Annotated in this window: 25 protein-coding genes; 9 read left to right on the top strand and 16 right to left on the bottom strand. The window is 68.6% G+C overall.

What is annotated here, in order from left to right:
- Positions 1-522, top strand: a 522-nt coding sequence (locus A5757_RS20120; RefSeq protein ID WP_156618593.1) for an HNH endonuclease signature motif containing protein, incomplete at its 5' end; no start/stop codon positions are given.
- 65 nt (positions 523-587) lie between these two features.
- Here the strand turns inward: A5757_RS20120 and A5757_RS20115 are convergent.
- Positions 588-1088: an Lrp/AsnC family transcriptional regulator gene (locus A5757_RS20115; RefSeq protein WP_082929592.1), complete on the bottom strand. Its 501-nt coding sequence runs from the start codon at positions 1086-1088 to the stop codon at positions 588-590.
- Positions 1089-1194: 106 nt separating this feature from the next.
- Between A5757_RS20115 and ald the strand changes: the two genes are divergently transcribed.
- The gene (gene ald, locus A5757_RS20110; protein WP_066837698.1) at positions 1195-2322 is read left to right on the top strand and encodes an alanine dehydrogenase; all 1128 of its coding nucleotides are present in this window, start codon (positions 1195-1197) and stop codon (positions 2320-2322) included.
- On the opposite strand, the gene A5757_RS20105 is transcribed toward ald, so the two are convergent.
- The 7 genes from A5757_RS20105 to A5757_RS20075 all read right to left on the bottom strand — a co-directional run bounded on the left by A5757_RS20105 (position 2319) and on the right by A5757_RS20075 (position 10893).
- Entirely contained in the window at positions 2319-2672 is a 354-nt protein-coding gene (locus A5757_RS20105) for a YchJ family protein (RefSeq protein WP_066837695.1), read from the bottom strand. The genes ald and A5757_RS20105 overlap by 4 nt on opposite strands.
- A complete protein-coding gene (gene bla, locus A5757_RS20100; protein WP_066837694.1) occupies positions 2669-3571 on the bottom strand; it encodes a class A beta-lactamase in 903 nt (300 codons plus the stop codon). The genes A5757_RS20105 and bla overlap by 4 nt, the downstream gene beginning before the upstream one ends.
- On the bottom strand, positions 3571-4842 hold the full coding sequence (locus A5757_RS20095; RefSeq protein ID WP_197497402.1) for a pitrilysin family protein: 1272 nt from the start codon (positions 4840-4842) through the stop codon (positions 3571-3573). The genes bla and A5757_RS20095 overlap by 1 nt, the downstream gene beginning before the upstream one ends.
- 67 nt (positions 4843-4909) lie before the next feature.
- Positions 4910-7201: a polyribonucleotide nucleotidyltransferase gene (locus A5757_RS20090; RefSeq protein ID WP_066837692.1), complete on the bottom strand. Its 2292-nt coding sequence runs from the start codon at positions 7199-7201 to the stop codon at positions 4910-4912.
- A gap of 312 nt (positions 7202-7513) precedes the next feature.
- Positions 7514-9442, bottom strand: coding sequence for a potassium transporter Kup (locus A5757_RS20085; RefSeq protein WP_066837689.1), 1929 nt, complete (start codon positions 9440-9442; stop codon positions 7514-7516).
- 96 nt (positions 9443-9538) lie between these two features.
- The gene (gene rpsO / locus A5757_RS20080; RefSeq protein WP_060999682.1) at positions 9539-9808 is read right to left on the bottom strand and encodes a 30S ribosomal protein S15; all 270 of its coding nucleotides are present in this window, start codon (positions 9806-9808) and stop codon (positions 9539-9541) included.
- 107 nt (positions 9809-9915) lie between these two features.
- Positions 9916-10893 carry a bifunctional riboflavin kinase/FAD synthetase gene (locus A5757_RS20075; protein ID WP_066837686.1) on the bottom strand — a complete coding sequence of 326 codons (978 nt, stop codon included), beginning with the start codon at positions 10891-10893 and terminating at the stop codon, positions 9916-9918.
- Between the two features lie 81 nt (positions 10894-10974).
- On the opposite strand from A5757_RS20075, the gene mntR reads away from it, so the two are divergent.
- Positions 10975-11691 (top strand): manganese-binding transcriptional regulator MntR, encoded by a 717-nt coding sequence (gene mntR / locus A5757_RS20070; protein WP_066837683.1) that lies wholly within the window; start codon positions 10975-10977, stop codon positions 11689-11691.
- Position 11692: 1 nt separating this feature from the next.
- Here the strand turns inward: mntR and truB are convergent, their stop codons facing one another.
- From truB to A5757_RS20055, 3 genes are read right to left on the bottom strand one after another with little or no spacing between them, the layout of a single operon-like run.
- Positions 11693-12595 carry a tRNA pseudouridine(55) synthase TruB gene (gene truB / locus A5757_RS20065; protein ID WP_066837677.1) on the bottom strand — a complete coding sequence of 301 codons (903 nt, stop codon included), beginning with the start codon at positions 12593-12595 and terminating at the stop codon, positions 11693-11695.
- The gene (locus A5757_RS20060) at positions 12592-13254 is read right to left on the bottom strand and encodes a 4'-phosphopantetheinyl transferase (protein WP_066837675.1); all 663 of its coding nucleotides are present in this window, start codon (positions 13252-13254) and stop codon (positions 12592-12594) included. The genes truB and A5757_RS20060 overlap by 4 nt, the downstream gene beginning before the upstream one ends.
- Entirely contained in the window at positions 13251-14213 is a 963-nt protein-coding gene (locus A5757_RS20055) for a metallophosphoesterase (RefSeq protein WP_066837672.1), read from the bottom strand. The genes A5757_RS20060 and A5757_RS20055 overlap by 4 nt, the downstream gene beginning before the upstream one ends.
- Positions 14214-14367: 154 nt before the next feature.
- Here A5757_RS20055 and A5757_RS20050 point away from each other — a divergent pair, with 154 nt between their 5' ends.
- Both A5757_RS20050 and A5757_RS20045 read left to right on the top strand, forming a co-directional pair.
- Positions 14368-14946 (top strand): DUF3558 domain-containing protein, encoded by a 579-nt coding sequence (locus A5757_RS20050; protein ID WP_066837670.1) that lies wholly within the window; start codon positions 14368-14370, stop codon positions 14944-14946.
- Positions 14947-14981: 35 nt separating this feature from the next.
- Positions 14982-16622: a CocE/NonD family hydrolase gene (locus A5757_RS20045; protein WP_066837667.1), complete on the top strand. Its 1641-nt coding sequence runs from the start codon at positions 14982-14984 to the stop codon at positions 16620-16622.
- Here the strand turns inward: A5757_RS20045 and A5757_RS20040 are convergent.
- Both A5757_RS20040 and A5757_RS20035 read right to left on the bottom strand, forming a co-directional pair.
- Entirely contained in the window at positions 16611-17171 is a 561-nt protein-coding gene (locus A5757_RS20040; RefSeq protein WP_066837664.1) for a DUF1802 family protein, read from the bottom strand. The genes A5757_RS20045 and A5757_RS20040 overlap by 12 nt on opposite strands.
- The gene (locus A5757_RS20035; protein WP_066837661.1) at positions 17168-17434 is read right to left on the bottom strand and encodes a DUF2277 domain-containing protein; all 267 of its coding nucleotides are present in this window, start codon (positions 17432-17434) and stop codon (positions 17168-17170) included. Before A5757_RS20035 ends, A5757_RS20040 begins: the two co-directional genes overlap by 4 nt.
- 38 nt (positions 17435-17472) lie before the next feature.
- Between A5757_RS20035 and A5757_RS20030 the strand changes: the two genes are divergently transcribed.
- Positions 17473-18234: an enoyl-CoA hydratase gene (locus A5757_RS20030; RefSeq protein ID WP_066837659.1), complete on the top strand. Its 762-nt coding sequence runs from the start codon at positions 17473-17475 to the stop codon at positions 18232-18234.
- On the opposite strand, the gene A5757_RS20025 is transcribed toward A5757_RS20030, so the two are convergent.
- The 3 genes from A5757_RS20025 to A5757_RS20015 are packed head-to-tail and all read right to left on the bottom strand — an operon-like array spanning position 18231 to position 21405.
- Positions 18231-19067 (bottom strand): sugar phosphate isomerase/epimerase, encoded by an 837-nt coding sequence (locus A5757_RS20025; protein WP_066837658.1) that lies wholly within the window; start codon positions 19065-19067, stop codon positions 18231-18233. The genes A5757_RS20030 and A5757_RS20025 overlap by 4 nt on opposite strands.
- On the bottom strand, positions 19064-20248 hold the full coding sequence (locus tag A5757_RS20020; protein ID WP_066837656.1) for a dihydrodipicolinate synthase family protein: 1185 nt from the start codon (positions 20246-20248) through the stop codon (positions 19064-19066). The genes A5757_RS20025 and A5757_RS20020 overlap by 4 nt, the downstream gene beginning before the upstream one ends.
- Positions 20245-21405, bottom strand: coding sequence for a Gfo/Idh/MocA family protein (locus A5757_RS20015; RefSeq protein WP_066837654.1), 1161 nt, complete (start codon positions 21403-21405; stop codon positions 20245-20247). The genes A5757_RS20020 and A5757_RS20015 overlap by 4 nt, the downstream gene beginning before the upstream one ends.
- 186 nt (positions 21406-21591) lie before the next feature.
- Here A5757_RS20015 and A5757_RS20010 point away from each other — a divergent pair, with 186 nt between their 5' ends.
- From A5757_RS20010 to A5757_RS20000, 3 genes are all read left to right on the top strand, one after another.
- Positions 21592-22623, top strand: coding sequence for a LacI family DNA-binding transcriptional regulator (locus A5757_RS20010; RefSeq protein WP_066837649.1), 1032 nt, complete (start codon positions 21592-21594; stop codon positions 22621-22623).
- A gap of 132 nt (positions 22624-22755) precedes the next feature.
- Positions 22756-23646 (top strand): ABC transporter permease, encoded by an 891-nt coding sequence (locus A5757_RS20005; protein ID WP_066837646.1) that lies wholly within the window; start codon positions 22756-22758, stop codon positions 23644-23646.
- Between the two features lie 38 nt (positions 23647-23684).
- Positions 23685-24713, top strand: coding sequence for an ABC transporter substrate-binding protein (locus A5757_RS20000; protein ID WP_066837643.1), 1029 nt, complete (start codon positions 23685-23687; stop codon positions 24711-24713).
- The last annotated feature ends 4 nt before the right edge of the window (positions 24714-24717 follow it).

Below are 24717 nucleotides of genomic sequence, written 5' to 3'. Positions count from 1 at the left end.
ACCATCGTGGCCACCACCACCCTCGACGCCCTCGAGAAGGCAACCGGCTACGCCGCCACCGCCGGCGGCACCCGCCTACCGATCCGCGACCTCATCCAGATGGCCGGCCAAGCCCGCCACTACCTCGCCGTGTTCGACAACCACCACCGCGAGGTCCTTTATCTAGGAAGGGCGAAACGCTGCGCCACCACCGCCCAACGACTGGCCCTGTTCGCCCGCGACATCGGCTGCACCCGCCCCGGCTGCACCAAAGCCGCCTACGACTGCCAAGCCCACCACGGCGACAGACCCTGGGCCGCAGGCGGCAACACCAACATCGACGAACTCACCCTGGCCTGCACCCTCGACCACGCAACGCTCGAGGACACGGGTTGGACCACCCGCCGCCGCAACGGCCACACCGAATGGGTCCCACCACCCAAACTCGACACCGGCCAAACCCGCATCAACCACTACCACCACCCCCAGCGCTACCTCCACACCGAAGACAGCGACGGCAGCGATGGTGATGACGATGATTAGCGCTGCGCCGCAGCGCATCTCACCGCACAGCGACGACTCGGCTGCGGCGGCGAAGAAGCCTGACCCTAGAGCGGCGACGCGCCCCGGAGGTGCTCGAAGATGAGCGACGTCTGCGTCCCGGCGACGTCGGCGTCGGCGTTGAGGTTCTCGACCACGAACGCCCGCAGGTCCTCGGTATCCCGGGCGGCAACGTGAAGGATGAAGTCGTCGGAGCCGGCCAGGAAGTAGACGTCCATCACCTGAGGTTTGCGCCGCATCTGCTGGATGAAGTTGCGGATCTTGCCGCGTGCGTGCGATTGCAAGGTCACGGAGATCATCGCCTGCATGGTCAGGCCGATCGCCGCCGGATCGATGTCGGTGTAGAAGCCCCGGATCACCCCAAGCTCCTGCAGTCGGCGCACGCGACCGTGACAGGTGGACGGTGCGATTCCGACCGCGTCGGCCAGGGCGCTGTTCGAGATCCGGGCGTCGTCGTGCAGCGCGGTCAGGATGCGCCGATCGACGTCGTCGATGTCGGCAGGCCGAACATCCTTCGGCGCTCGGACTCCTCGACCTCCGGACCTCATCGGATCTTCGGACACAGAGGGACTGTATCGAACTATCAGCAGAACTATTGTGCCTATCCCGGAGTTTCTTCAGAATTGAAGCATCCGAACGACTCGAGGAGCGATCATGCGCGTCGGAATCCCGACCGAGATCAAGAACAACGAATACCGCGTGGCCATCACGCCCGCCGGTGTCGCCGAACTGACGCACCGTGGACACGAGGTGTTGATCCAGGCCGGCGCCGGTGACGGCTCCTCCATCGCCGACGCCGACTTCAAGGCCGCGGGCGCGCAGATGATCAACAGCGCCGACGAGGTATGGGCCGAGGCCGACCTCCTGCTCAAGGTCAAAGAACCCATCGAGGCTGAATACCCCCGCATGCGCGAGGGCCAGACGCTGTTCACCTACCTGCACCTCGCCGCGTCCAAGCCGTGCACCGACGCGCTGCTCGCCTCACGCACCACCTCGATCGCCTACGAGACCGTGCAGACTGCCGGCCCAGACGGATCGGTCGCCCTTCCTCTCCTCGCCCCGATGAGCGAGGTCGCCGGCCGGCTCTCCGCCCAGGTCGGCGCCTACCACCTGATGCGAACCCAGGGCGGCCGCGGCGTGCTGATGGGCGGCGTCCCTGGCGTCGCCCCGGCCAAGGTCGTCGTGATCGGTGGCGGCATGGCCGGCGACAACGCCGCCGCCGTCGCCTGGGGTATGGGTGCGCACGTCACCGTCTTCGACCTCAACATCAACATCTTGCGCAAGATCGACGCCGAGTACGGCGGCGCCATCGAAACCCGCTACTCCTCGCGCCTCGAGCTGGAAGAAGCGGTCAAGCAGGCCGATCTGGTCATCGGCGCGGTGCTGATCCCCGGCGCGAAGGCGCCGAAGCTGGTCACGAACTCGACTGTCGCGCAGATGAAGTCGGGCGCAGTGCTGGTCGACATCGCGATCGATCAGGGCGGCTGCTTCGAGGATTCGCGCCCCACCACCCACGACGATCCGACCTTCGCGGTGCACGACACGGTGTTCTACTGCGTGGCCAACATGCCCGGCGCGGTGCCGCGTACGTCGACCTTCGCGCTGACCAACGCCACCATGCCGTACGTCCTCAAGCTCGCCGACAAGGGCTGGCGGGCCGCCTGCGCGGCCGATCCCGCTCTGGCGAAAGGCCTTTCGACCCACGGGGGCGCACTGCTGAACGAACACGTCGCGGCCGACCTCGAACTGCCGTTCACCGATCCGGCCACCGTGCTCGCCTAGAACAGGTCTCCGTCGACGTAGAACCAGCGCCCAGCGCGCACGGCGAACCGGGATCTCTCGTGCAGCGTCCCGGTCTGTCCGCCGTGGCGGTAGTGCGCGCGGAACTCGACCTCGTCGGCCGCGGCGTCGACGATCTCGAGCGACTCCCATTCGACGTCATCGGCGGACACCTCGGCCGGCCGGGTCCGCGGATGCCACGTCCGCCAGACATAGTCGAGGTCGCCGACGGCGTAGGCGCTGTAGCGCGACCGCATCAACTCTTCAGCGGTCTCGGCCTGCCGTTCACCGACAAGCAGCGGCTGACAACATCGGCCGAACACCTGTCCCGAGCCGCAGGGGCACGCGGTCACGGCGTCCGCAGCGCCTGCATCACCACAGAGGCGACCTCGCCGATCATCGGCCGATTGTTCTCGGCTTCGGCATCATCTGCCGCCGAACGCGTCATGACCGCCAGCAGCACCCGTTGCCCTTGAGGACCGTAGGCGATGCCGACGTCGTTTGTGGTGCCGTAGTCTCCGCTGCCGGTCTTGTCCGCCGACGTCCACCCGGGCGGCAGGCCGGCCCGCATGCTCGACGTCTCGTTCGCCCGCATCCAATCCTCGAGCAGCTGCCGCTGGGCGGGCATGAGGGCGTCACCGGCGAGCAGCGCCCGGTATCCGTTGCCGACAGCCTCGGGGGTGCTGGTGTCCCGTGGGTCGCCCGGCACCGCCGAGTTGAGCTCGATCTCGAACCGGTCCAGCCGCGACCGCGGATCGCCGATGCTGCGCGCGAACTCGGTCACCGCGGCGGGTCCGCCGACGTTGTGCAGCAGAATGTTCGCCGCCGCGTTGTCGCTGACCTGCAGGATGGCCTGGCACAGCTCGTCGATGCTCATGTCCCCGCCCGCGCGGGGTTCGGTACGCGGGGAGTTCGGCAGGATGGCGGCAGGGTCGACGTAGAGCCGCTGCTCCAGCGACCGTTCGCCGCGGCCGACCATCCGCAGCACGAGGGCCGCGAGGTAGCCCTTGAAGGTCGAGCACAGCGCGAACGTCTCCTGCGCCCGGTGCGCGACCGTGCGACCCGACGCCAGATCGACTGCGTACACCCCGATCACCGCGTCGTAGCGGCGTTCGAGTGCCCCGATCCGGTCGCCGGCCGGCGGCACGGGTTCGGCGGGATCGGCCAGCACGGTCCGCTCGGAGAGCGCGGCCACCGCCGCACCTGCGAGCACCGTGGCTCCGACCATCAACTGTCGTCGCGTGTACGTCATCAGATCACCTGAAGTGGTTTCGGGAGTGACTTCTTCGATCGGTGCGGGCCCAGCACCGCGGCGCCGAACGGTCGCGTCAGCAACTGTCGGGCCACGGCGTTCACTTGTTCCAGGGTCACCGCGCCGATCTGCTGGAGGGTGTCGTCGATGGTGCGGTGCTTGCCGTAGTTCAGTTCGCTGCGGCCGATCCGGTTCATCCGCGACGCCGAATCTTCAAGTCCCAGAACCAGTCCCCCGCACAGCGAGCCTTTGGCGATCCGGCATTCGGATTCGGTGATGCCGTCGCGGGCCACGTCCTCGAGCACAGCGGTGGTCACCCGCACCACCTCGTCGAAGCGCTCCGGCAAGCAGCCGGCATAGATGGACAGCGCCCCGCTGTCGGAGAACGTGTCGACCGTCGAGTACACCGAGTACGCCAGTCCGCGGGTCTCGCGAATCTCCTGGAACAGTCGGGAACTCAGCCCGCCGCCCAGCGCGGTGTTGAGCACCGAGAGCGCCCACCGGTGGTCCCAGTGCCGCCCCGGCGTACGAACCCCCATCGACAGGTGGGTCTGCTCGCCGTCGCGGTTGACGATCTGCAGCGACGGCCGGCCCGCCACCCGGCCCGCGCCCGTGCGGGGAGCCAGCGCCTTGCGACCGCGAACAAGCCTGTCGCCGAAGTACTCCCGCACCATCTTGACCACCCTGTCGTGGTCGATGTTGCCGGCGACGGCCACCACCATCCGCTCCGGCGTGTACCGCCGGACGTGGAACGAGTGCAGCTGGTTTCGCGTCATCCCCTCGATCGACTCGACACTGCCGATGACGGGACGGCCCACCGGATGGGTGCCGAACATCGCCGACAGGAAGACGTCGCCCAGGGTGTCCTCGGGATCGTCGTCGCGCATGGCGATTTCCTCGAGGACGACGTCGCGCTCGATCTCGACGTCGTCGGACGCGCAGCGTCCGCGCAGCACCACGTCGGAGACGAGGTCGACGGCGAGTTCGAGATCGGTGTCGAGGACGTGTGCGTAGTAGCAGGTGTGCTCGCGGGACGTGAACGCGTTGAGTTCGCCGCCCACGGCGTCGACCGACTGGGCGATGTCGACGGCGGTTCGGGTCGGCGTCGACTTGAACAACAGGTGTTCGAGGAAGTGCGCGGCGCCTGCCACCGTCGGCCCCTCGTCCCGGGAGCCGACGTTCACCCAGACGCCGACGGATGCCGACCGCACCCACGGGATGCGCTCGGTCACGACACGGACGCCGCCGGGCAGCGTGGTGCGGCGCACCATGGACTCCAAAGTGTCATCCACGGTGGCCGCATCCACGCTCTGCGCGCCGCGTCGCAGTGACTGCCTGCTAGCTGCTGGCGGTTGCGGCATCTGCGGGCGCTGCTGCGTCGGAGTCGCCCGACGCGTCAGGTGCCTTCGCCGAGTCGGCGGGCGCCTCGGCTGCGTCATCTTCGGCCACCAGGACCAGGGAGATCTTGCCGCGGTTGTCGATGTCGGCGATCTCCACGCGGAGCTTGTCACCGACCTTGACGACGTCCTCGACCTTCGCGATCCGCTTCCCCCGACCCAGCTTGCTGATGTGGACCAGACCGTCGCGGCCCGGCAGCAGCGAGACGAAGGCGCCGAAGTCGGTCGTCTTCACCACGGTGCCGAGGAACCGCTCGCCGATCTTCGGCAGCTGCGGGTTGGCGATGGCGTTGATCTTGTCGATCGCAGCCTGGGCGGCCTCGCCGTTGCTCGCGCCCACGAACACCGTGCCGTCGTCCTCGATCGAGATCGACGCGCCGGTCTCCTCGGTGATCGAGTTGATCATCTTGCCCTTGGGCCCGATGACCTCGCCGATCTTGTCGACCGGCACCTTGATCGTGGTGATGCGCGGCGCGAACGGGCTCATCTCGTCGGGCTCGTCGATGGCCTCGTTCATCACCTCGAGGATGGTGATCCGAGCATCCTTGGCCTGCGCCAACGCGCCCGCCAGGATGTGCGACGGGATGCCGTCGAGCTTGGTGTCGAGCTGCAGGGCGGTGACGAAGTCCTTCGTGCCTGCGCACTTGAAGTCCATGTCGCCGAACGCGTCCTCGGCGCCGAGGATGTCGGTCAGGGTGACGAAGCGGCGCTCCGTCTTGCCATCCACCTCCACGTCGTCGGACACCAGACCCATCGCGATACCCGCGACCGGGGCCTTGAGCGGCACGCCGGCGTTGAGCAGCGAGAGCGTCGACGCACACACCGAACCCATCGAGGTCGAACCGTTGGAGCCCAGCGCCTCGGACACCTGACGGATCGCGTACGGGAACTCCTCGATGCTCGGCAGCACCGGCATCAGCGCCCGCTCGGCGAGCGCGCCGTGGCCGATCTCGCGGCGCTTGGGGGAACCGACGCGGCCGGTCTCACCGGTCGAGTACGGCGGGAAGTTGTAGTGGTGCATGTAGCGCTTACTGGTCTCCGGCCCGAGCGAGTCGATCTGCTGGGCCATCTTGACCATGTCCAGCGTGGTGACGCCCAGGATCTGGGTCTCGCCACGCTCGAACAGTGCGCTGCCGTGCGCGCGCGGGATCACGGCGACCTCGGCGGACAGCGCGCGAATGTCGGTGACACCGCGGCCGTCGATGCGGAAGTGGTCGGTCAGGATGCGCTGGCGCACGAGCTTCTTGGTCAGTGAGCGGAACGCGGCGCCGACCTCCTTCTCGCGGCCGGCGAACTGCTCGGCGAGCCGCTCGAGCACCTCGACCTTGATCTCGTCGGTGCGCGCGTTGCGCTCTTCCTTGCCGGCGATGGTCAGCGCCTCGGACAGCGCATCGGTGGCCACGGAGGACACGGCGTAGTACACGTCCTCGGCGTAGTCCGGGAACACCGGGTAGTCGGCGACCGGCTTGGCCGCCGAGGCCGCCAGCTCCTCCTGCGCCGTGCACAGCGCGGCGATGAAGGGCTTGGCCGCCTCGAGGCCCTCGGCCACGACGGTCTCGGTGGGCGCCTGCGCGCCGCCGCCGATCAGGTCGATCACATGGTCGGTGGCCTCGGCCTCGACCATCATGATCGCCACATCGTCTTCGGTCTTGCGGCCCGCGACGACCATGTCGAACACGGCCTTCTCGAGCTGCTCGACAGTGGGGAACGCGACCCACTGGCCTTCGATCAGCGCGACGCGAACGCCGCCGACCGGACCGTTGAACGGCAGCCCCGAGATCTGGGTGGACGCCGACGCGGCGTTGATCGCCAGCACGTCGTAGAGCTCCTGGGGATCCAGGCTCATGACGGTGATGACGACCTGGACCTCGTTGCGCAGACCCGACACGAAGGTCGGGCGCAGCGGCCGGTCGATGAGCCGGCAGGTCAGGATCGCATCGGTGGAGGGACGGCCCTCACGACGGAAGAACGAGCCCGGGATCCGACCCGCGGCGTACATCCGCTCCTCGACGTCGATCGTCAGCGGGAAGAAGTCGAAGTGATCCTTCGGGGTCTTGCCGGCCGTCGTGGCCGACAGCAGCATGGTGTCGTCGTCGAGATAGGCGACGACGGAGCCGGCGGCCTGCTTGGCCAGCCGGCCGGTCTCGAAACGGATGGTGCGGGTGCCGAAGCTCCCGTTGTCGATGACGGCGGTCGATTCGAACACGCCGTCCTCAATTTCAACTACAGACATTGACGTCCGTACAGCCTCTCTGAATTCATTCAGCTGTTTCGCGTCGCCACGGCATTCGACCTTGTACGGGTCTGGAAGCACCGGCTCCGATGCGGCTACGGCCGTCGATCGAAGCTGCCGGAGTGTTCTCATCAGCTACCGGCAACCACTACCGAAGACCGCCCGATCAGGCGGGCTCTGACATGACGCGCGGGAACGGCTCTCGCGGAGCGCGAGGACCGCACCCGGTGTTCAGGCACGACGTGAACGGTGTTCCATATCGATGCCGAACGCATCCATGCTACATGGCGGGTGCCGCAGGACCGGTTCGGCTCACACGGGGAGTCGGGCGCCGACGATGACCGTGCGGTCCACCGGCAGCCCGAAGGAGTTCGAGGTGTCCGCGGAGAGGAACGAGGTGGCGATGAACAGCCGCTTGCGCCAGGGCGCCATCGTGGTAGCCGGTCCGATGGTCAGCTCCAGCTTGTTGAGGAAGTACGACGCCTGCTCGAGGTCGACCGGCGGCATCAGCTGCGGGTCCACCGACCGCAGCGCGGCGGGCACGTTCGGGGTCTCCATGTAGCCGAATCGGGCCGTCACGGTGAAGATCCCGTCGTCGGTGTAGAGGACGTCCTCGACGGTGACGCGGTCCGCGGCGGCGACCCGGGGCACGGGTTCGGTGGTGACGACGACGATCACGACCTCTTCGTGCAGGACGTGGTTGTGCCGCACATTGGCCCGCAGCGCGAGCGGCGCCGTCTCCGCGGTCCGGTTGAGGAACACCCCGGTGCCAGGCACCCGCACCAGCGGCGGATCGTGGCGGCGGAGCATGGTGAGGAACTCCGGCAGGGGCCCCTCGCGGTCGCGCCGGGTGCTGATCACCAGCTCGCTGCCGCGCTGCCAGGTCAGCATCGCGACGAAGGCGGCCGTCGCGATCAGCACCGGCAGCCACGCCCCGTGCACGAACTTGGTCAGGTTGGCCGCGAAGAACGTCAGGTCCACCGTCAGCAGCGGTACCGCGCCGAGCAACAGCAGCCACAGCGGCGTGCGCCAGCGGATGTGGGCGACGTAGAAGAACAGCAGCGTGGTGATGGTGATGGTGCCGGTCACCGCCATCCCGTACGCGTAGGCCAGCGCCGAGGAGCTGCGGAACGCGAACACCAGCGTCAGCACCCCGACGAACAGCACACCGTTGATCCACGGGACGTAGATCTGTCCGATCGCCTTCTCGGAGGTGTGCGCGATGCGCAACCGCGGTAGATAGCCCAGCTGTGCCGCCTGCGCCGCCACCGAATACGCCCCGGTGATGACCGCCTGCGACGCGATCACCGTGGCGGCGGTCGCCAGCAGCACCATCGGGAGCTGACCCCACTCCGGCAGCAAGCGGAAGAAGGGGTTGTCGATCGTGGTCTGGTCGCCGAGCAGCAGTCCGCCCTGCCCCAGATAGCTCAACGCGAGCGCGGGCAGCACGACGAACAGCCACGCGCGGGTGATCGCCCGCCGGCTGAAGTGCCCCATGTCGGCATAGAGCGCCTCGGCGCCGGTGACGGCCAGCACCACCGCGGCCAGCGCGAAGAACGCGTACTCGAAGCGTTCGGTGACGAACAGGTAGGCGTAGTGCGGCGACAGCGCCTTGAGGATCTGCGGATGCTGCAGGATGCCGCCGACGCCGCACGCGCCGATGACCACGAACCAGGTCAGCATCACCGGGCCGAACACCTTGCCCACCAGTGCGGTGCCGCGGCGCTGGACCGCGAACAGGACCGCGATGATCGCGGCGGTGATCGGCACCACCCAGTCCGTGAATCCGGGGTCCACCACCTTGAGACCCTCGACCGCGGACAGGATCGACATCGCCGGGGTGATCATGCTGTCGCCGAAGAACAGCGCCGCGCCGAACAGGCCCAGCCCGGCGAGGACGACCGTCGAGCGACGGCCCTGCGTCCCGGTCAGCCGCCGCAGCAGGGTGATCAGGGCCATGATGCCGCCCTCGCCCTCGTTGTCGGCGCGCATCACCAGCGTCACGTAGGTCAGCGTGACGATGACCATGATCGACCAGAAGATCAGCGACACCACGCCGTAGACGTGCGGCAGGGTCAGCGGGATCGGATGCGGATCGGTCGGGTCGAACACCGTCTGGACGGTGTAGATGGGGCTGGTGCCGATGTCGCCGAACACCACGCCCAGCGCGCCGAGCACCAGACCGGCGCGGATCGACGAGGGGCCGGTGCGTGCGGGGGGCCTGTCCGGCTGCGTGTGCACACGGCCCCCTCCGTTGATCGAAGGAGCGAATGCTAACACCACGACGACGGGCCGGTCGTCCGAAGACAACCGGCCCGTCGTGGGAAAAAGATCAGGTCAGCGGCGCAGACCCAGGCGCTCGATGAGCGACCGGTAGCGCGCCACGTCGACCTGCGCGACGTACTTGAGCAGCCGGCGGCGACGGCCGACCAGCAGCAGCAGGCCACGACGCGAGTGGTGGTCGTGCTTGTGCTGCTTGAGGTGCTCGGTGAGATCCGAGATCCGCTTGGTCAGCAGCGCCACCTGTGCCTCGGGCGAACCCGTGTCGGTGTCGTGCAGGCCGTACTGGCCCAGGATCTCTTTTTTCTGCTCGGCGGTAAGCGCCATGAATCGACTCCATCATTCGGTCCGCGTGGAAACAAACAAACCGACGCGGCCGCCGCGAACTGCAGCACACGTCGTTACAGCGCGGAAGTCTAACAGCGGGGTGGGTCTCAGAAAGAATCGCGCAGGATCGCCCGGGCACGGTCGGTGTCCCGGTTCATCGCCTCGATCAGGTCGTCGACCGAGTTGAACCTCTCCTGGCCGCGGATCCGGGCGACAAAATCCACGGCGACGTGCTGCCCGTACAGATCCGCCGCCGTGTCCAGGACGAACGCCTCCACGGTCCGGGTCCGGCCCGAGAACGTCGGGTTGGTGCCCACCGACACCGCGGCCTGATAGCGCTCGCCGGGGGTGACGGTGCCCATCACCGGACCGTGGCCCAGCACCGTGAACCACGCCGCGTACACCCCGTCGGCGGGGATGGCCGAGTGCATCGGTGGCGCGACGTTGGCGGTCGGGAAACCCATCCCCTTGCCGCGTCCGTCACCGCGGACGACGACGCCCTCGACCCGGTGTGGACGCCCCAGGGCCTCGCCGGCGGCGACGACGTCACCGGCGTCGACACAGGCGCGGATGTAGGTCGACGAGAACGTCACGGTCTCGGCCTGGTGTTGCTCGGCGACCAGCGACATCGATTCCACGGCGAAACCCAGCCGCTCACCGGCCTTGCGCAGCAGACCGACGTTGCCCGCCGCCTTCTTGCCGAACGTGAAGTTCTCCCCCACCACGACCTCGACGACGTGCAGGCGTTCCACCAGCAACTCGTGGATGTAGCGCTCCGGGGTCAGCTTCATGAAGTCCGCGGTGAACGGCATCACCAGGAAGACGTCGATGCCCATCTCCTCCACGAGCTCGGCGCGGCGCGCCAGCGTGGTGAGTTGCGCGGGATGGTTGCCCGGGAAGACGACCTCCATGGGGTGCGGATCGAACGTCATCAGCACGGTCGGCACTCCGCGGGAGCGGCCGGACTTCACCGCGTGGTTGATGAGCTCGGCGTGACCGCGGTGGACACCGTCGAACACGCCGATGGTGAGGACACATCGGCCCCAGTCGGTCGGAATCTCGTCCTGACCCCGCCAGCGCTGCACGGTGTCAGCCTACGGCGCGAACCGCGCGGTTGGCCGCGCTGGTGCCCCGCTTCAGATGATGAGTGCCTAAACTTCACGACTGTGAGTCCCGATGGCAACCCGCGCGATCTGACGACGGTCGCGCAGGACTACCTGAAGGTCATCTGGACCGCGCAGGAGTGGTCCCATGAGAAGGTCAGCACGAAGCTGCTGGCCGAGCGGCTCGGCGTCTCGGCGTCGACGGCCTCGGAGTCCATCCGCAAACTGGCCGACCAGGGGCTGGTGAACCACGAGAAGTACGGCGCGGTCACCCTCACCGACGACGGCAGGCACGCCGCGCTGCAGATGGTGCGCCGGCACCGGCTGATGGAGACCTTCCTGGTCAACGAGCTCGGCTACAGCTGGGACGAGGTGCACGACGAGGCCGAGGTGCTCGAGCACGCCGTATCCGACCGGATGCTGATGGCCATCGACGCCAAACTGGGCCACCCCACCCGCGATCCGCACGGCGACCCGATCCCGGCCGCCGACGGTCAGGTGCCCACCCCGCCGGCGCGTCAACTGTCGGCGTGCGAGGACGGCGACGCGGGGACGGTCGCCCGGATCTCCGATGCCGATCCGGAGATGCTCCGGTACTTCGACAGTGTCGGCATCAGCCTGGATTCCCGGCTGCGGGTGGTGGCGCGGCGCGACTTCGCCGGGCTGATCACGGTCGCGATCGAGAAGCCGGCGAGCGCCTCCAGCGACGACGCGGCCGAGGACGCCACTGTCGACTTGGGATCGCCTGCGGCGCAGGCAATCTGGGTCGTAGCGAGCTGACCTACAGCGTCGCGGGCCGGATCACCACGACCGATTTCGTGCGCTGCGCGCCGTCCTCGAGGAGTGCTATCACCGAACCGTCGGGGGCGGTCGCCGCGTAGACGCCGTCGATGCCCGCGGGGGTCAGTGCCCTGCCATGACGCGCCGACTCCGCCTCGTCGGCGCTGAGCTCGCGCCGCGGGAACGCCAGTAGACACGCCTCGTCGAGCGGGTGACTGAGCACCGGATGTTCGGCCAGCGCGTCGAGACCGTGGGCCTGGTCGAGACCGAACCGCCCCACCCGGGTGCGGCGCAGCGCCGTCAGGTGGCCACCCACGCCGACCGCCGCGCCGACGTCGCGCGCGAGCGCGCGGATGTAGGTACCGCTGGAACAGTCGACGGTGACCTCCACGTCCACGAACTCGCCGTGGCGCCGGACGGCGAGCACGTCGAAACGCTCGATGCGCACCGGCCGGGCGGCCAGCTCCACCGCCTGCCCTTCGCGCACGAGCGCGTAGGCGCGTTTGCCCGCGATCTTGATCGCACTGACCGCCGACGGCACCTGTTCGATCGGCCCGCGCAGCGCCGCGACCGCCTCGGTGATCGCGGCGTCGGTCACCCCCGACGCCGGTGTGGTGGTGACGATCTCGCCCTCGGCGTCCTCGGTCGTGGTGGTCTGTCCCAACCGGATCGTCGCGTCGTAGGACTTGTCGGTCGCGGTGAGCAGACCGAGCAGTTTGGTGGCGCGTTCGATGCCGATGACGAGCACCCCGGTGGCCATCGGGTCCAGGGTGCCGGCGTGCCCGACTTTGCGGGTGCCGAAGATGCGCCGGCACCGGCCCACCACGTCGTGACTGGTCATCCCGGCCGGCTTGTCGACCACGACCAGCCCGGCAGGGGGCGCCGGTCCCTTGGACCCGCTCACAGCACGATCGCCGTGAGCGCCAGCCCGTCCCGCACCGTCCAGCGCCCGGTCAGCGTGGTCAGAGGCGGGCCGTGCTCGGCCGCCGGATCGATCAGCACACGCGAGACGAACCGGCCGGTCTGCCCGGCCCCGTCGACGTCGAAGGTGATGTGGGCGTCCTCGAACCCCAGCCACCGGTGGGTGAGCGGGAACCACGCCTTGTACGTCGCCTCCTTGGCGCAGAACAGAATCCGGTCCCAGTGCAGACCCGGCGGCAGCGCCGAGAGCTCATGGCGTTCGACGGGCAGGCTGATCGCGTCGAGTACACCCTTGGGCAGCGTGTCGTGCGGTTCGGCGTCGATGCCGATCGAGCGGGCGTCGCCGGTGCGGGCGACGGCCGCACCGCGGAAGCCGTCGCAGTGGGTGAGGCTCCCGACCACCCCGTCGGGCCAGCACGGTTCACCCTTGTCGCCCTTGAGGATCGGCGCGGGCGGCAGGCCGAGTTCGCCGAGTGCCTGCCGGGCGCAGTACCGCACAGTGACGAATTCGTTGCGCCGCTTGACCACCGACCGCGCGATCAGCGGCTCCTCCTCGGGCAGCGGTGCGGCCTCGGGCGGATCGTCGAAGCGTTCGGCGGTGACGACGCGTCCGGCGCCGAGCAGATCAGACAGCAGTGTCACGCCCGCCGCTCCCTGATCCGCTCCTGCATCCTCTGCGCGTTCTCCCGCATCTCCTGGGTGATCTCGAAGTGTCCGCCGAACTCGTTGAGGTAGCCGGGCACGTAGTTGGGGTCCGGCAGGATCTGCCTCAGCCAGCGATAGGGCTTGCGGCGCCGCCACTCTCGCGGATAGCCGACCGACACCTCTTCGAAGCGCACGTCGTCATACCAGGTGGTGCGCGGAATGTGGAGGTGACCGTAGACCGAGCACACCGCGTTGTACCGGGTGTGCCAGTCGGCGGTCGCCGTCGTCCCGCACCACAGCGCGAACTCCGGGTAGAACATCGCGTCGCAGGGTTCGCGCACCATCGGGAAGTGGTTGACCTGGACGGTCGGCGTCATCCAGTCCAGCTCGTCGAGCCGTTTGCGGGTGTAGTCGACCCGGTCGCGGCACCATGCGTCGCGGGTGGCGTACGGCTCGGCGGACAGCAGGTATTCGTCGGTGCCGACGATGTTGCGTTCTCGGGCCAGCGCGAGGCCCTCGGCCTTGGTGGCGGTGCCCGCCGGCAGGAAGCTGTAGTCGTAGAGCAGGAACATCGGCACGATCGTCGCCGGGCCACCCTCCTCGGTCCACACCGGATACGGGTGCTCCGGGGTCACGATGCCCATCTCGTCGCACATCGTCACCAGGTAGTCGTAGCGGGACTTGCCGAAGATCTGCAGCGGATCTTTCTTGGTGGTCCACAGCTCGTGGTTGCCCGGCACCCAGATGACCTTCGCGAACCGCTTGCGCAGCAGATCCAGCGCCCAGCGGATCTCGTCGGTGCGCTCGCCGACGTCGCCCGCGACGATGAGCCAGTCGTCACCGGAGGCGGGGTACAGCGACTCGGTGACCGGTTTGTTGCCCGCATGACCCGTGTGCAGGTCGCTGATCGCCCACAGAATCGGCCGCCGATTCCGGGACTGACTTGATGTCACCACAACGCACCAGGCTACTGAACGCCTTGCCGAACCTTGCCCGGGCAACTAGAACGTGTTCTGGTTTACGGTTCAGTGGGCGTCGGCGGACGGCTACACTCCCCGCAGGGTCGGATGGGGTCCACGGCGGTGAACCGCCCGAACACAAGGGGGTGTGATGGCCGCCAGGCTGAGAGTTCTCTCGGCGTTGTGCGCGTTGTTCGCGGCGGTGATCGTGGTGGTGCAGGCCGACCCGGTCAGCGGTACGACGGGCCGGATCGATCTGCGCTCGACGTTCCTGCCGATGACTGCGTCGTCCTCGATCAAGTATCCGGTGATCGACACCGTCGACCCGTCACCGTTCGACCCGTGCCGCGACATCCCGCTCGACGTGGTGCAGCGTGCCGGCCTGGCGTACACGCCGCCGGCCCCGGAGGACAGCCTCCGCTGCAAATACGACGCCGGCAACTACCAGTTGACCGTCGAGGCGTTCGTCTGGCGCAGCTACGAGGAGACGCTGCCCCCCGACGCGGTGCAGCTCGACGTCGCCGGTCACCGCGCCGCCCAGTACTGGATCATGAAGCCCACCGACTGGAACAACCGGTGGTGGATCACCTGCGCGCTGGCGTTCAAGACCGACTACGGCGTCATCCAGCAGGTGCTGTTCTACTCGCCGGTCTACTCGGTACCGGATGTGGACTGCATGCAGACCAACCTGCAGAAGGCCCAGGAGTTGGCCCCCCACTACATCTATTAGGGCGCAACCCATTAGGGCGCAGCTAGCCTGACCGGGTGACCGTACTGGGCAAGGCCGTCAGCCGGCTGCTGCGACTCCCTCCGCACACCACCGATTTCACCGTCGACCGCGGTGTGCGGGTGCCGATGCGCGACGGCGTCGATCTGCTCGCCGACCACTACATTCCCACCGCTGCCCCCAGTCACCGGCGCCCGGCTGGCACCCTGCTGGTCCGGTGTCCGTACGGCCGCGGTTTCCCGTTCTCGACGCTGTTCGCGGTGGTCTACGCGCGCCGCGGCTACCACGTCGTCGTGCAGAGCGTGCGGGGCACGTTCGGATCCGGCGGGGACTTCGAGCCGATGGCGCACGAGCGCGAGGACGGCGCGGACACCGTGGTGTGGTTGCGTGAACAGCCTTGGTTCACCGGCACTTTCGCCACCCTCGGGCTGTCCTATCTCGGGTTCACCCAGTGGGCGCTGCTGACCGATCCGCCACCGGAGCTGCGCGCGGCGGTGATCGCCGTCGGTCCGCACGACTTCCACACCTCCTCGTGGGGCACCGGATCGTTCTCGCTCAACGACTTCCTCGGGTGGAGCGACATGATGGCCCACCAGGAGGACCCCGGACGGCTCAATGCGCTGGTCCGCCAGGTCCGCGCGGGGCGCACGGTGGCCAGGGCGGCTGCCGGTGTGCCGCTCGGCGAGGCCGGGCGACGGCTGCTCGGAGCGGGCGCGCCGTGGTACGAATCCTGGCTGCAGGATCCCGACGACACCGCGTTCTGGGACCGGCTGCGCGCGGCCGACGCGCTGGACCGGGTGCAGGTGCCGGTTCTGTTGTTCAGTGGTTGGCAGGACCTGTTCCTCGATCAGACCCTCGCCCAGTACGCGCAACTGCGCGACCGCGGCGTTCCGGTAGCGCTGACCGTCGGGTCGTGGACGCATTCCCAGGTGATGACCAAGGGTGCGCCCACGGTGCTGCGGGAGACACTGGACTGGCTGGGCACCCACCTGGACGGAGCGCCGGGTGCGCGGACCCGGCGGGTGCGCTTCGAGATCAACGGCGGCGGCTGGTGCGAACTCGACGACTGGCCGCCGCAGGTCGGTGAGCGCGAACTGTTCCTGACTCCCGGCGGCGGCCTCACCGCCGATCCTCCGGCGGCGACCGCGGCGCCGTCGTCATTCGTCTACGACCCCGCCGATCCCACGCCGACGGTGGGCGGGCGGCTGCTGTCGGCCAAAGGGGGCTACCGCAGGGACGACCGGCTCGCCGCACGGTCGGACGTGCTCACCTTCACCGGTGCGCCACTCTCGGCGGATCTTTATGTGATCGGCACCCCCGTGGTCGAGCTGAGCTGCGCCTCTGACAATCCGCACCGGGATCTGTTCGTCCGGCTCAGTGCGGTCGATGCGAAAGGCCGCTCGCGCAACGTGTCCGAGGGCTTCCGGCGGCTGACGGGTCCCGACGGCACCGTGCGTCTCGAACTGGACGCGGTGGCGCACCGCTTCCGGGCAGGTTCGCGGCTGCGCGTACTGGTGGCGGGCGGATCGCATCCACGCTTCGCCCGCAACCTCGGTACCGGCGAGCCGCCGATCACCGGCCGACGGATGACGAAGGCCGTACACACAGTCCGGCACGGGCAGGGCGGGATCTCGCGCATCGTGCTGCCCGCCGCGGACCGGCCGCCGTCAGCCCACTGAGCGCCGCACCCGGTCGGCCACGTCGCGCAGCGTCGCGTCATCGTGCACGGGTGTCCCCCAGTCGGCCGCCACCGCGAGGTCGACCCAACTGGTACATCCGCCGTATTGCGGAAGCCGCTCCATACGTACCGGTTCGGTCAGCGGGCAGACCGATACGACCAGGACGGCCAGTCGGCGTCTGGGCCGGAAGTCCAGCCGATCCTGCTGCACCGAATCGGTCGTCCAGATGTGCAGCGACGCCAGCTCCGCGACCGCCTCCGGGCGCTGAACCTCGATGGCGGCAACCACTGTCGCGCCGGCGCGGATCGTCACCGCGTCCTCGGTGCTGTCGGCGGCGGCGGGTGCGAGCAGATCGCGGTGTTCGGGGCGAACGCGCTCGGCATGGCTGTGCGCCACCGTGGGGAACAACAGGAAACGGTCGGCGTCCACCTCCGACGGCAGGCGGAAGCGCTTCTCGCCGATGCCGCCCTTACGCAGCAGTACCGTCTGTCGGCCGTCGAGCAGTGCGTGCACCGCGGCACTCCACTCCTTGAGCGCCGGGGTGCTCACGCGAGGTTGAGCCGGGCCCGCACCTCGGGCCGGCGCAGCGGCGGCACCGTCTTCGGCGGTTGACGTCGCGGCGGCAGCCCGGAGAGCAGTCGGGTGGTCGTCGCGGTGACCTCAGCGACGGCGGTCTCGAAGGCCTCGGCGTTGGCGGCGGTGGGCCGGGTGATCCCGCTGACCTTGCGGATGTACTGACGGGCGGCGGCCTCGATCTCCTCGTCGGTCGCCGCGGGCTCGAGGCCACGCAACTCGGTGATGTTTCGGCACATATCAGCCACGATAGGCGCGGGCGTTACCGTCTAGCACCATGACCGACGACACCGACGTGCTGCTGATCGACACCACCGACCGAGTCCGCACCCTGACGCTGAACCGGCCGCAGTCGCGCAACGCGCTGTCGGCGGAGTTGCGCGGCAAGTTCTTCGCGGCGCTGCGCGATGCGCAGGCCGATGACGGCGTCGACGTCGTGATCGTCACCGGCGCCGACCCGGTGTTCTGCGCGGGGCTGGACCTCAAGGAACTGGGTGATACGACCCAGCTACCGGACATCTCGCCGAAATGGCCGCCGATGACCAAACCGGTGATCGGGGCGATCAACGGGGCGGCGGTGACCGGCGGTCTGGAGATCGCGCTGTACTGCGACATCCTGATCGCCTCGGAGAAGGCCCGATTCGCCGACACCCATGCCCGGGTCGGTCTGCTGCCGACGTGGGGGTTGTCGGTGCGGCTGCCGCAGAAGGTCGGCGTCGGGATGGCCCGACGGATGAGCCTGACCGGCGACTATCTGTCCGCCGCGGACGCCCTGCGGGCCGGTCTGGTGACCGAGGTCGTCGACCACGACCAACTGCTGCCGACCGCCAGGGCCGTCGCCGCGTCGATCGTCGGCAACAACCAGCGGGCGGTGCGGTCGCTGCTGGACTCCTATCACCGCATCGACGAATCGCAGACCAACGCGGCGCTGTGGATCGAGGCCGACTCCGCGCGGCAGTGGATGGCCTCGACCACCGGCGACGACATCGCCGCCAGCCGCGCCTCGGTGTTCGAGCGGGGCCGCGCCCAGAACCGCTAGTCGGCCAGCCCGGGCGCGACCAGCTCGAGGTAGCGCTGCTTCATCGTCTCGAGTACAGCGAGTCCGTCGGTGGCCCAGACAGTTTCGTTGAAGATCTCGACCTCGACATCGCCGCGGTATCCGGCGGCGGTGACCTGCTGTGCGATCGCCGCGAAGTCGATGACGCCGTCACCCATCATCCCCCGCGACACGAGCGGATCCGGTGTCATCGGCACCAGCCAGTCGCAGACCTGGAACGCGCTGATGCGTCCCTGCGCGCCCGCGGCGGCGATGCCGTCGGCCAGATCGGGATCCCACCAAACGTGGAAGGTGTCGACCACCACGCCCACGGTGTCGGCAGGATGCGGAGCAGCCAGCGCCAGCGCCTGCGCCAGCGTCGAGATCACCGCGCGGTCGGCGCAGAACATCGGGTGCAGCGGTTCGAGGGCCAACCGAACCTCGCGTTCGGCCGCATACGGCACCAGCAGCGCGAGCCGTTCCGCGAGCCGGCGGCGGGCGCCGGTGAGGTCGCGATCGGGCATTCCGCCGGCCACGAGCACGAGCTCCCGCGTACCGAGCGCGGCGGCCTCGTCGATCGCACGGCGGTTGTCGTCGAGCGCGTCGGCGCCCCCGTCTGCGCCGGTGAGGAAGCCGCCCCGGCACAGGCTGGAGACCCGCAGCCCGTGATCGCGAACCAGTTTCGCGGCGGTGTCGAGGCCGGTCTCCGCCACGCGGTCACGCCAGAGACCGATCGCGGGTAGCCCCGCAGCCGCAGTGGCCTCGACCGCTTCGCGCAGCGTCCAGCCCTTGGTGGTCATGGTGTTCAGCGACAGCCTCGCCAGCGCCCCGGTCATCGGTCGATCCCGTTCAGTGCAAGGAACAGACGCATCCGGTGCGCCGCAAGATCCGGATCGGTGAGCAGTCCGGCGCGGTCGGCCAGCACGAACACCTCGCAGAGATGGCGCAGCGAGCGTCCGCTCGACAGACCGCCCACCATGGTGAACCCGGGCTGATGCCCGTTGAGCCAGGCGAGGAAGGCGATACCGGTCTTGTAGTAGTACGTCGGGGCGCTGAAGATGTGCCGGCCCAGCGCCCTGGTGGACTCCAGGATCGCGTGCGCGCGATCCGGACGGCCCGCATCGAGTTCCTGCAGCGCGGTCGATGCCGCGGGATAGATCGCCGCGAAAATGCCCAACAGCGCGTCGGAGCGTCCCTCGGTGTCACCGATGATGAGGTCGGGATAGTTGAAGTCGTCGCCGGTGTAGAGCCGCACGCCCGCCGGTAGCAGCCGGCGCAGCGCCACTTCGTGCGAGGCGTCGAGCAGAGAGACCTTGACGCCGTCTACCTTGTCCGCGTTGGCCTCGATGAGTTCTCGGAAAACCGCAGTGGCACCGTCGATATCGACGTCACCCCAGTAACCGCGCAGCGCGGGGTCGAACATCTCCCCCAGCCAGTGCAGGATCACCGGCCGGTCCGCTTCGGCCAACAGCGGCCCGTACACCGCCAGGTAGTCCGCCGGCGAGGTCGCCACCCGGGCCAATGCCCGCGACGCCATCAGGATGACGTTGGCACCGGCCTCCCGCACAACGCTGATCTGCTCGCGGTAGGCGTCGGTGATCATCGTCAGACCCGGGGCGCCTGTCGGGACGTCGGCCGGGTCGAGCTGATCGGTTCCGGCGCCGCAGGCGAGCAGTCCACCGACCGAGGCGGCCTCGCGTCCGCTGCGGTGGATCAGTTCGCGGGTGGCGGGCCAGTCCAGGCCCATCCCGCGCTGGGCGGTGTCCATCGCGTCGGCCACGCCCAGGCCGTAGGACCAGATCTCGTGGCGGAATGCCAGGGTGGTCTCCCAGTCCAGGTCCGTCGGCGCGCCGGGGCTGGTGTCCGACAGCGGTCGGGGCACCACGTGCGCGGCCGCGTAGGCGATGCGGGATCGGATGGGGTGCTCCGGACGCCGCCAGGGACCGGGGTCGCCGAGTCGGTGTTCGCCGTAGAGCGGGAGCGAGACCGTGGTGCCGGTGAGCGGGGTGGCGGTCACAGGACGATCTCCGGGACCGCGAGGCGGCGGCCCTCGGCCGAGCTGCGCAGGCCGAGTTCGGCCAGTTGCACGCCGCGGGCGGCCGACAGCAGCCCGTACCGGTGTGGCCGGCCCGCCACGACGTCGCGCAGATACTCCTCCCACTGCAGCTTGAAACCGTTGTCCAGATCCGCGTTCGCCGGCACCTCCAGCCACTGGTCGCGGAAATTCTCGGTGGCAGGCAGATCCGGGTTCCACACCGGCTTCGGGGTGTGTGCGCGCTGCTGAGCGACGCACTGCCGGAGGCCGGCGACGGCCGAACCGTGCGTGCCGTCGATCTGGAACTCGACGAGTTCATCGCGGTGCACCCGCACGGCCCACGACGAATTGATCTGGGCGATGACGCCGCCCGCGATCTCGAAGATGCCGTACGCGGCATCGTCGGCGGTGGCGGCGTACTCGCGGCGGGCCTCGTCCCAGCGCGTCGGGATGTGGGTGACCGCACGGGCGGTCACGGCTTCGACGGGGCCGAGGAGCGCCTCCATGACGTAGTTCCAGTGGCAGAACATGTCGACGGTGATCCCGCCGCCGTCTTCAGCCCGGTAGTTCCAACTGGGCCGCTGCGCCGGCTGGCCGTCGCCTTCGAACACCCAGTACCCGAACTCACCGCGCAGCGACAGGATGCGGCCGAAGAAGCCCTCGTCGACCAGGCGGCGCAGCTTCACCAGACCGGGCAGGTACAGCTTGTCGTGCACCACACCGGCGACGACACCGGCGTTCTCCGCCATCCGGGCCAGTTCGATCGCCTCGGTGAGGGTTTCGGCGGTCGGCTTCTCGGTGTAGACGTGCTTTCCGGCCTTGATCGCCGACGTGAGCGCCTCCACCCGGCGTGAGGTGACCTGCGCGTCGAAATAGACGTCGACGGTCGGATCGGCGATCACCGACGCGGTGTCGGTGGTCCAGTGTTCGACGTCGTGTTCGGCGGCCAGGTCGGCCAACTTGTCGGCGTTGCGCCCGACGAGGATCGGCTCGATCGCGATACGGCTGCCGTCCTCGAGCACCAGACCGGTGTCGCGCAGCGGCAGGATCGAGCGGACGAGGTGCTGGCGGTAGCCCATGCGCCCCGTCACGCCGTTCATGGCGATACGCAGGGTGCGGCGACCGGAGGGTGATGTCATCGGGATTCCTTCGGGTGAGCGCCGGTCCGGCGATCGCCGGCCGACGGTGCTGTCGTCGATTCACACCGTCGCGGCACCCGGGAGACGGGTGATACGTGGTGTCAGCACTTCGGAATGCGCTTTCCACGGTAAGCTCTGCACAACGTTCGGTCAAGACGACCGCGTCGACATAGTGGGAGTTCGGTGATGGCTGCAGTGAGGCTGCAGGATGTGGCCGCTCGGGCCGGGGTGTCCCAGGCCACCGCATCGCGGGTGCTCAACGGGTCGGCCCGGGTGCCGGGCGAGGGTGTCGCCGACCGGGTCCGCGCGGCGGCCCGTGAACTCGGGTACGTGCCGAACGCCCAGGCCCAGGCTCTGGCCCGGTCGTCGACCGGCCTGTTGGGCCTGGTCGTCCACGACATCGCCGACCCGTACTTCTCCTCGATCGCCCGCGGCGTCCAGTCCGCCGCCCGCACGGCCCGCAAACAGGTGCTGCTCGCCGGCACCGATCGGGATTTCGACATCGAGCGCGAAGCGGTCGCCACGTTCATCGCCCACCGCGCCGACGCCATCGTGCTGGCGGGATCCCGTCAGAGCGGAGACCTCGACCGCGAACTCGAAGCGGAGTTCGGCCGGTACCGCGAGAACGGGGGTCGGGTGGTCGTGATCGGTCAGCCACTCGCCTTCGGTGGCGCCGTGGAGCCCGAAAACTATTTTGCTTCACGCGAATTGGCTTATGCTCTGGTCGACGCGGGACACACCGAATTCGCCGTCATCGGAGGTCCCGGCAGCATCCGCACCGCGGTCGACCGCCGGAACGGGTTCGTCGAGGCGCTCGGACGGCGCGGCCTCACCCCTCTCGTGGAGGTGTCGGGCGCCTTCACCCGCGACGGTGGCCACTCGGCGGCGCTGCGCCTGGCCGCCGCACTGCAGATCCAACCCGGCGCGGGGACGAAACCGGTCTGCGTCTTCGCGGTGACCGACGTGATGGCGATCGGAGCCATCGCGGCATGGCGCGAACTGGGCCTGTCCGTGCCGGGCGATCTGTGTGTCGCCGGCTTCGACGACATCCCCACCCTGCGTGACCACACACCGAGTCTGACCACGGTCGTCCTGCCACTGGAGGAAATCGGCGCCCGCGCGGCGGAATTGGCGCTGTGCGCATCCGACAGCGACGCTGACCTGCGCGAACGCGTTCCCGGCCGGGTCGTGCTCCGCGACAGCACGCGACTGGACTGACCGACGCCGCGCCGCGCGGGCCACGAATGCGTTGACAGTGTGCGTTGCATCACGTTATGGTCGGAACCGCTTCGGAAAGCGCATTCCCAGTCGGGCCGTCGGCCCGACCCACTGCGAACTTAGGACTCTTCCATGGCGGTTACGGCATCGGCCGGCGTGCGCCCCTCAGGGGATGCGGACAGCCCAGCGGCGGCGACGCCGGCGTCCCCGCGGCGATCACGCCGCCCGAACTTCTCCGTGCGGCGCACCGCCGCAGGCCTCTGGCGGCCGCTCGCGCTCGTCGTGGCTCTACTCGCCGCCTGGTGGGCGGTGACCGAGGCCGAGCTGGTCGCGCCCTACATCTTGCCCTCGCCGGCGGACACCTGGATCACCGCACAGGAGAACGCGACCTACCTCGCGCAGAACACCTGGGTGACCACCTGGGAGACGGTCATCGGCTTCGTGATCGCCGCACTGGTCGGCGAATTCGTGGCCGTGATGATGGTCTACTCGGCCAGTTTGGAGAAGACCGTCTACCCGCTGATCCTGTTCGCGCAGGTGGTTCCGAAGATCGCGATCGCCCCGCTGTTCGTGGTGTGGCTGGGATTCGGGCCGTCGCCCAAGATCCTCGTCGCGGTCCTGATGGCGTTCTTCCCCATCGTCATCTCCGGGCTGGCAGGCTTGCGCTCGGTGGATCCGGAGATCATCGAGCTCACCTCGACCATGGGCGCCAGCAGATTCAAGACCTTCATGAAGGTCCGATTCCCCGCGTCACTGCCGCAGCTCATGTCCGGACTGAAGGTGGCTGCGACACTGGCCGTCACCGGCGCTGTCGTCGGTGAATTCGTGGGTGCCAACGAAGGACTCGGCTACGTCATCCTGCAGGCCAACGGAAACGTCGACACCGCAATGCTGTTCGCCGCCCTGATCATCATGTCCGCACTCGGCATCGCGCTCTTCGCGATCATCGAGATCGCCGAGAAGCTGCTCATCCCGTGGCACTCGTCGCGCCGCACGGTCAACTCCGCCTCCACCGCCGCCTAGTGCGCCCTGACCCTCTCATCTCAGCAAGGAGAACACCCATGACTTCCATCCGCCGCCGCGCCACCGTCGCGGCCGTGACCACCATCGCCGCACTGGGCCTCACGGCCTGCGGTGGCGGCGAAAGCTCCCAGAACGCCGAGGGTTCGGGCGATTCCACGGCCCTGATGCTCAACTGGTATCCGTACGGCGAGCACGCACCCTTCTACTACGGCGTCCAGGAGGGTATTTTCGCCAAGCACGGCATCGACCTCAAGATCGACGCAGGCCAGGGATCGACCAAGACGGTGCAGGCCGTCGGAGCGGGGCAGGCCGACTTCGGCTGGGCCGACACACCGGCCGTGCTGAGCAACATCGACAAGGGCGTCAAGGTCAAGAGCACCGGGGTGTTCCTCCAGACCACACCGTCGGCGGTGCAGGTGTTCGCCGACTCGGGCATCAACAGCCCACAGGACCTCGCCGGCCGCACCATCGCGGTGTCGGCGGGTGACGCACCCACGACAACCTTCCCGATCTACCTCGACAAGGTCGGCGTCGCCTCGGATCAGGTGACCCAACAGAGCCTCGACGCAGCGGGCAAGATGGCCGCGATGATGTCCGGCCGGGTGGACGGCCTGATCGGGTTCGCGCACGACCAGGGCCCCACCATCGCGAACAAGAGCGGCCGGGAGGTGCGTTATCTCAAGTACTCCGACGCCGGTCTGAACTTCTACAGCAACGGTCTGATCGCGAACGAGTCGACGATCGCCGACAACCCCGAACTGGTGCAGTCGATGGTCGACGCCACCAGTGAGGCGTACGCCGCCGCAGCGGACAACCCGGAAGCCGCCGTCGACGCTATGGCGGGTAAGGATCCGCAGATGCCGCCCCGCGAGGTGCTCCTGCAGCAGTGGCAGCAGACCATCCCGCTGCTGAGCACTCCTGCCACCGCCAACCAGGTGCCAGGCTCCAACGCCAAGGAGGACTGGTCGACCACCATCACCACCCTCACCGACGCCGGTCTGCTCGAGACGGCGAAAGATCCGTCCGCCTACTGGGATTCGTCGTTCGCTCCCAAGGCCGAGCAGTAGAAAC

Source organism: Mycobacterium sp. 852013-51886_SCH5428379, assembly GCF_001665575.1.
In the GTDB taxonomy this organism is placed as follows: domain Bacteria; phylum Actinomycetota; class Actinomycetes; order Mycobacteriales; family Mycobacteriaceae; genus Mycobacterium.
Note: the sequence above shows the minus strand (reverse complement) of the source record. Positions and strands in the feature narration are given on the sequence as shown.

Bases quoted from the DNA above. Each gene is read 5' to 3' on its own strand.
- A5757_RS20015 (WP_066837654.1), bottom strand. From the start codon at position 21,405: ATGACATCACCCTCCGGTCGCCGCACCCTGCGTATCGCCATGAACGGC.
- A5757_RS20095 (WP_197497402.1), bottom strand. From the start codon at position 4,842: ATGGTGCGCCGCACCACGCTGCCCGGCGGCGTCCGTGTCGTGACCGAG.
- rpsO (WP_060999682.1), bottom strand. From the start codon at position 9,808: ATGGCGCTTACCGCCGAGCAGAAAAAAGAGATCCTGGGCCAGTACGGC.
- A5757_RS20035 (WP_066837661.1), bottom strand. From the start codon at position 17,434: ATGTGCCGAAACATCACCGAGTTGCGTGGCCTCGAGCCCGCGGCGACC.
- A5757_RS20010 (WP_066837649.1), top strand. From the start codon at position 21,592: ATGGCTGCAGTGAGGCTGCAGGATGTGGCCGCTCGGGCCGGGGTGTCC.
- A5757_RS20030 (WP_066837659.1), top strand. From the start codon at position 17,473: ATGACCGACGACACCGACGTGCTGCTGATCGACACCACCGACCGAGTC.
- A5757_RS20000 (WP_066837643.1), top strand. From the start codon at position 23,685: ATGACTTCCATCCGCCGCCGCGCCACCGTCGCGGCCGTGACCACCATC.
- A5757_RS20050 (WP_066837670.1), top strand. From the start codon at position 14,368: ATGGCCGCCAGGCTGAGAGTTCTCTCGGCGTTGTGCGCGTTGTTCGCG.
- A5757_RS20115 (WP_082929592.1), bottom strand. From the start codon at position 1,088: ATGAGGTCCGGAGGTCGAGGAGTCCGAGCGCCGAAGGATGTTCGGCCT.
- A5757_RS20005 (WP_066837646.1), top strand. From the start codon at position 22,756: ATGGCGGTTACGGCATCGGCCGGCGTGCGCCCCTCAGGGGATGCGGAC.
- A5757_RS20090 (WP_066837692.1), bottom strand. From the start codon at position 7,201: ATGTCTGTAGTTGAAATTGAGGACGGCGTGTTCGAATCGACCGCCGTC.
- A5757_RS20025 (WP_066837658.1), bottom strand. From the start codon at position 19,067: ATGACCGGGGCGCTGGCGAGGCTGTCGCTGAACACCATGACCACCAAG.
- ald (WP_066837698.1), top strand. From the start codon at position 1,195: ATGCGCGTCGGAATCCCGACCGAGATCAAGAACAACGAATACCGCGTG.
- bla (WP_066837694.1), bottom strand. From the start codon at position 3,571: ATGACGTACACGCGACGACAGTTGATGGTCGGAGCCACGGTGCTCGCA.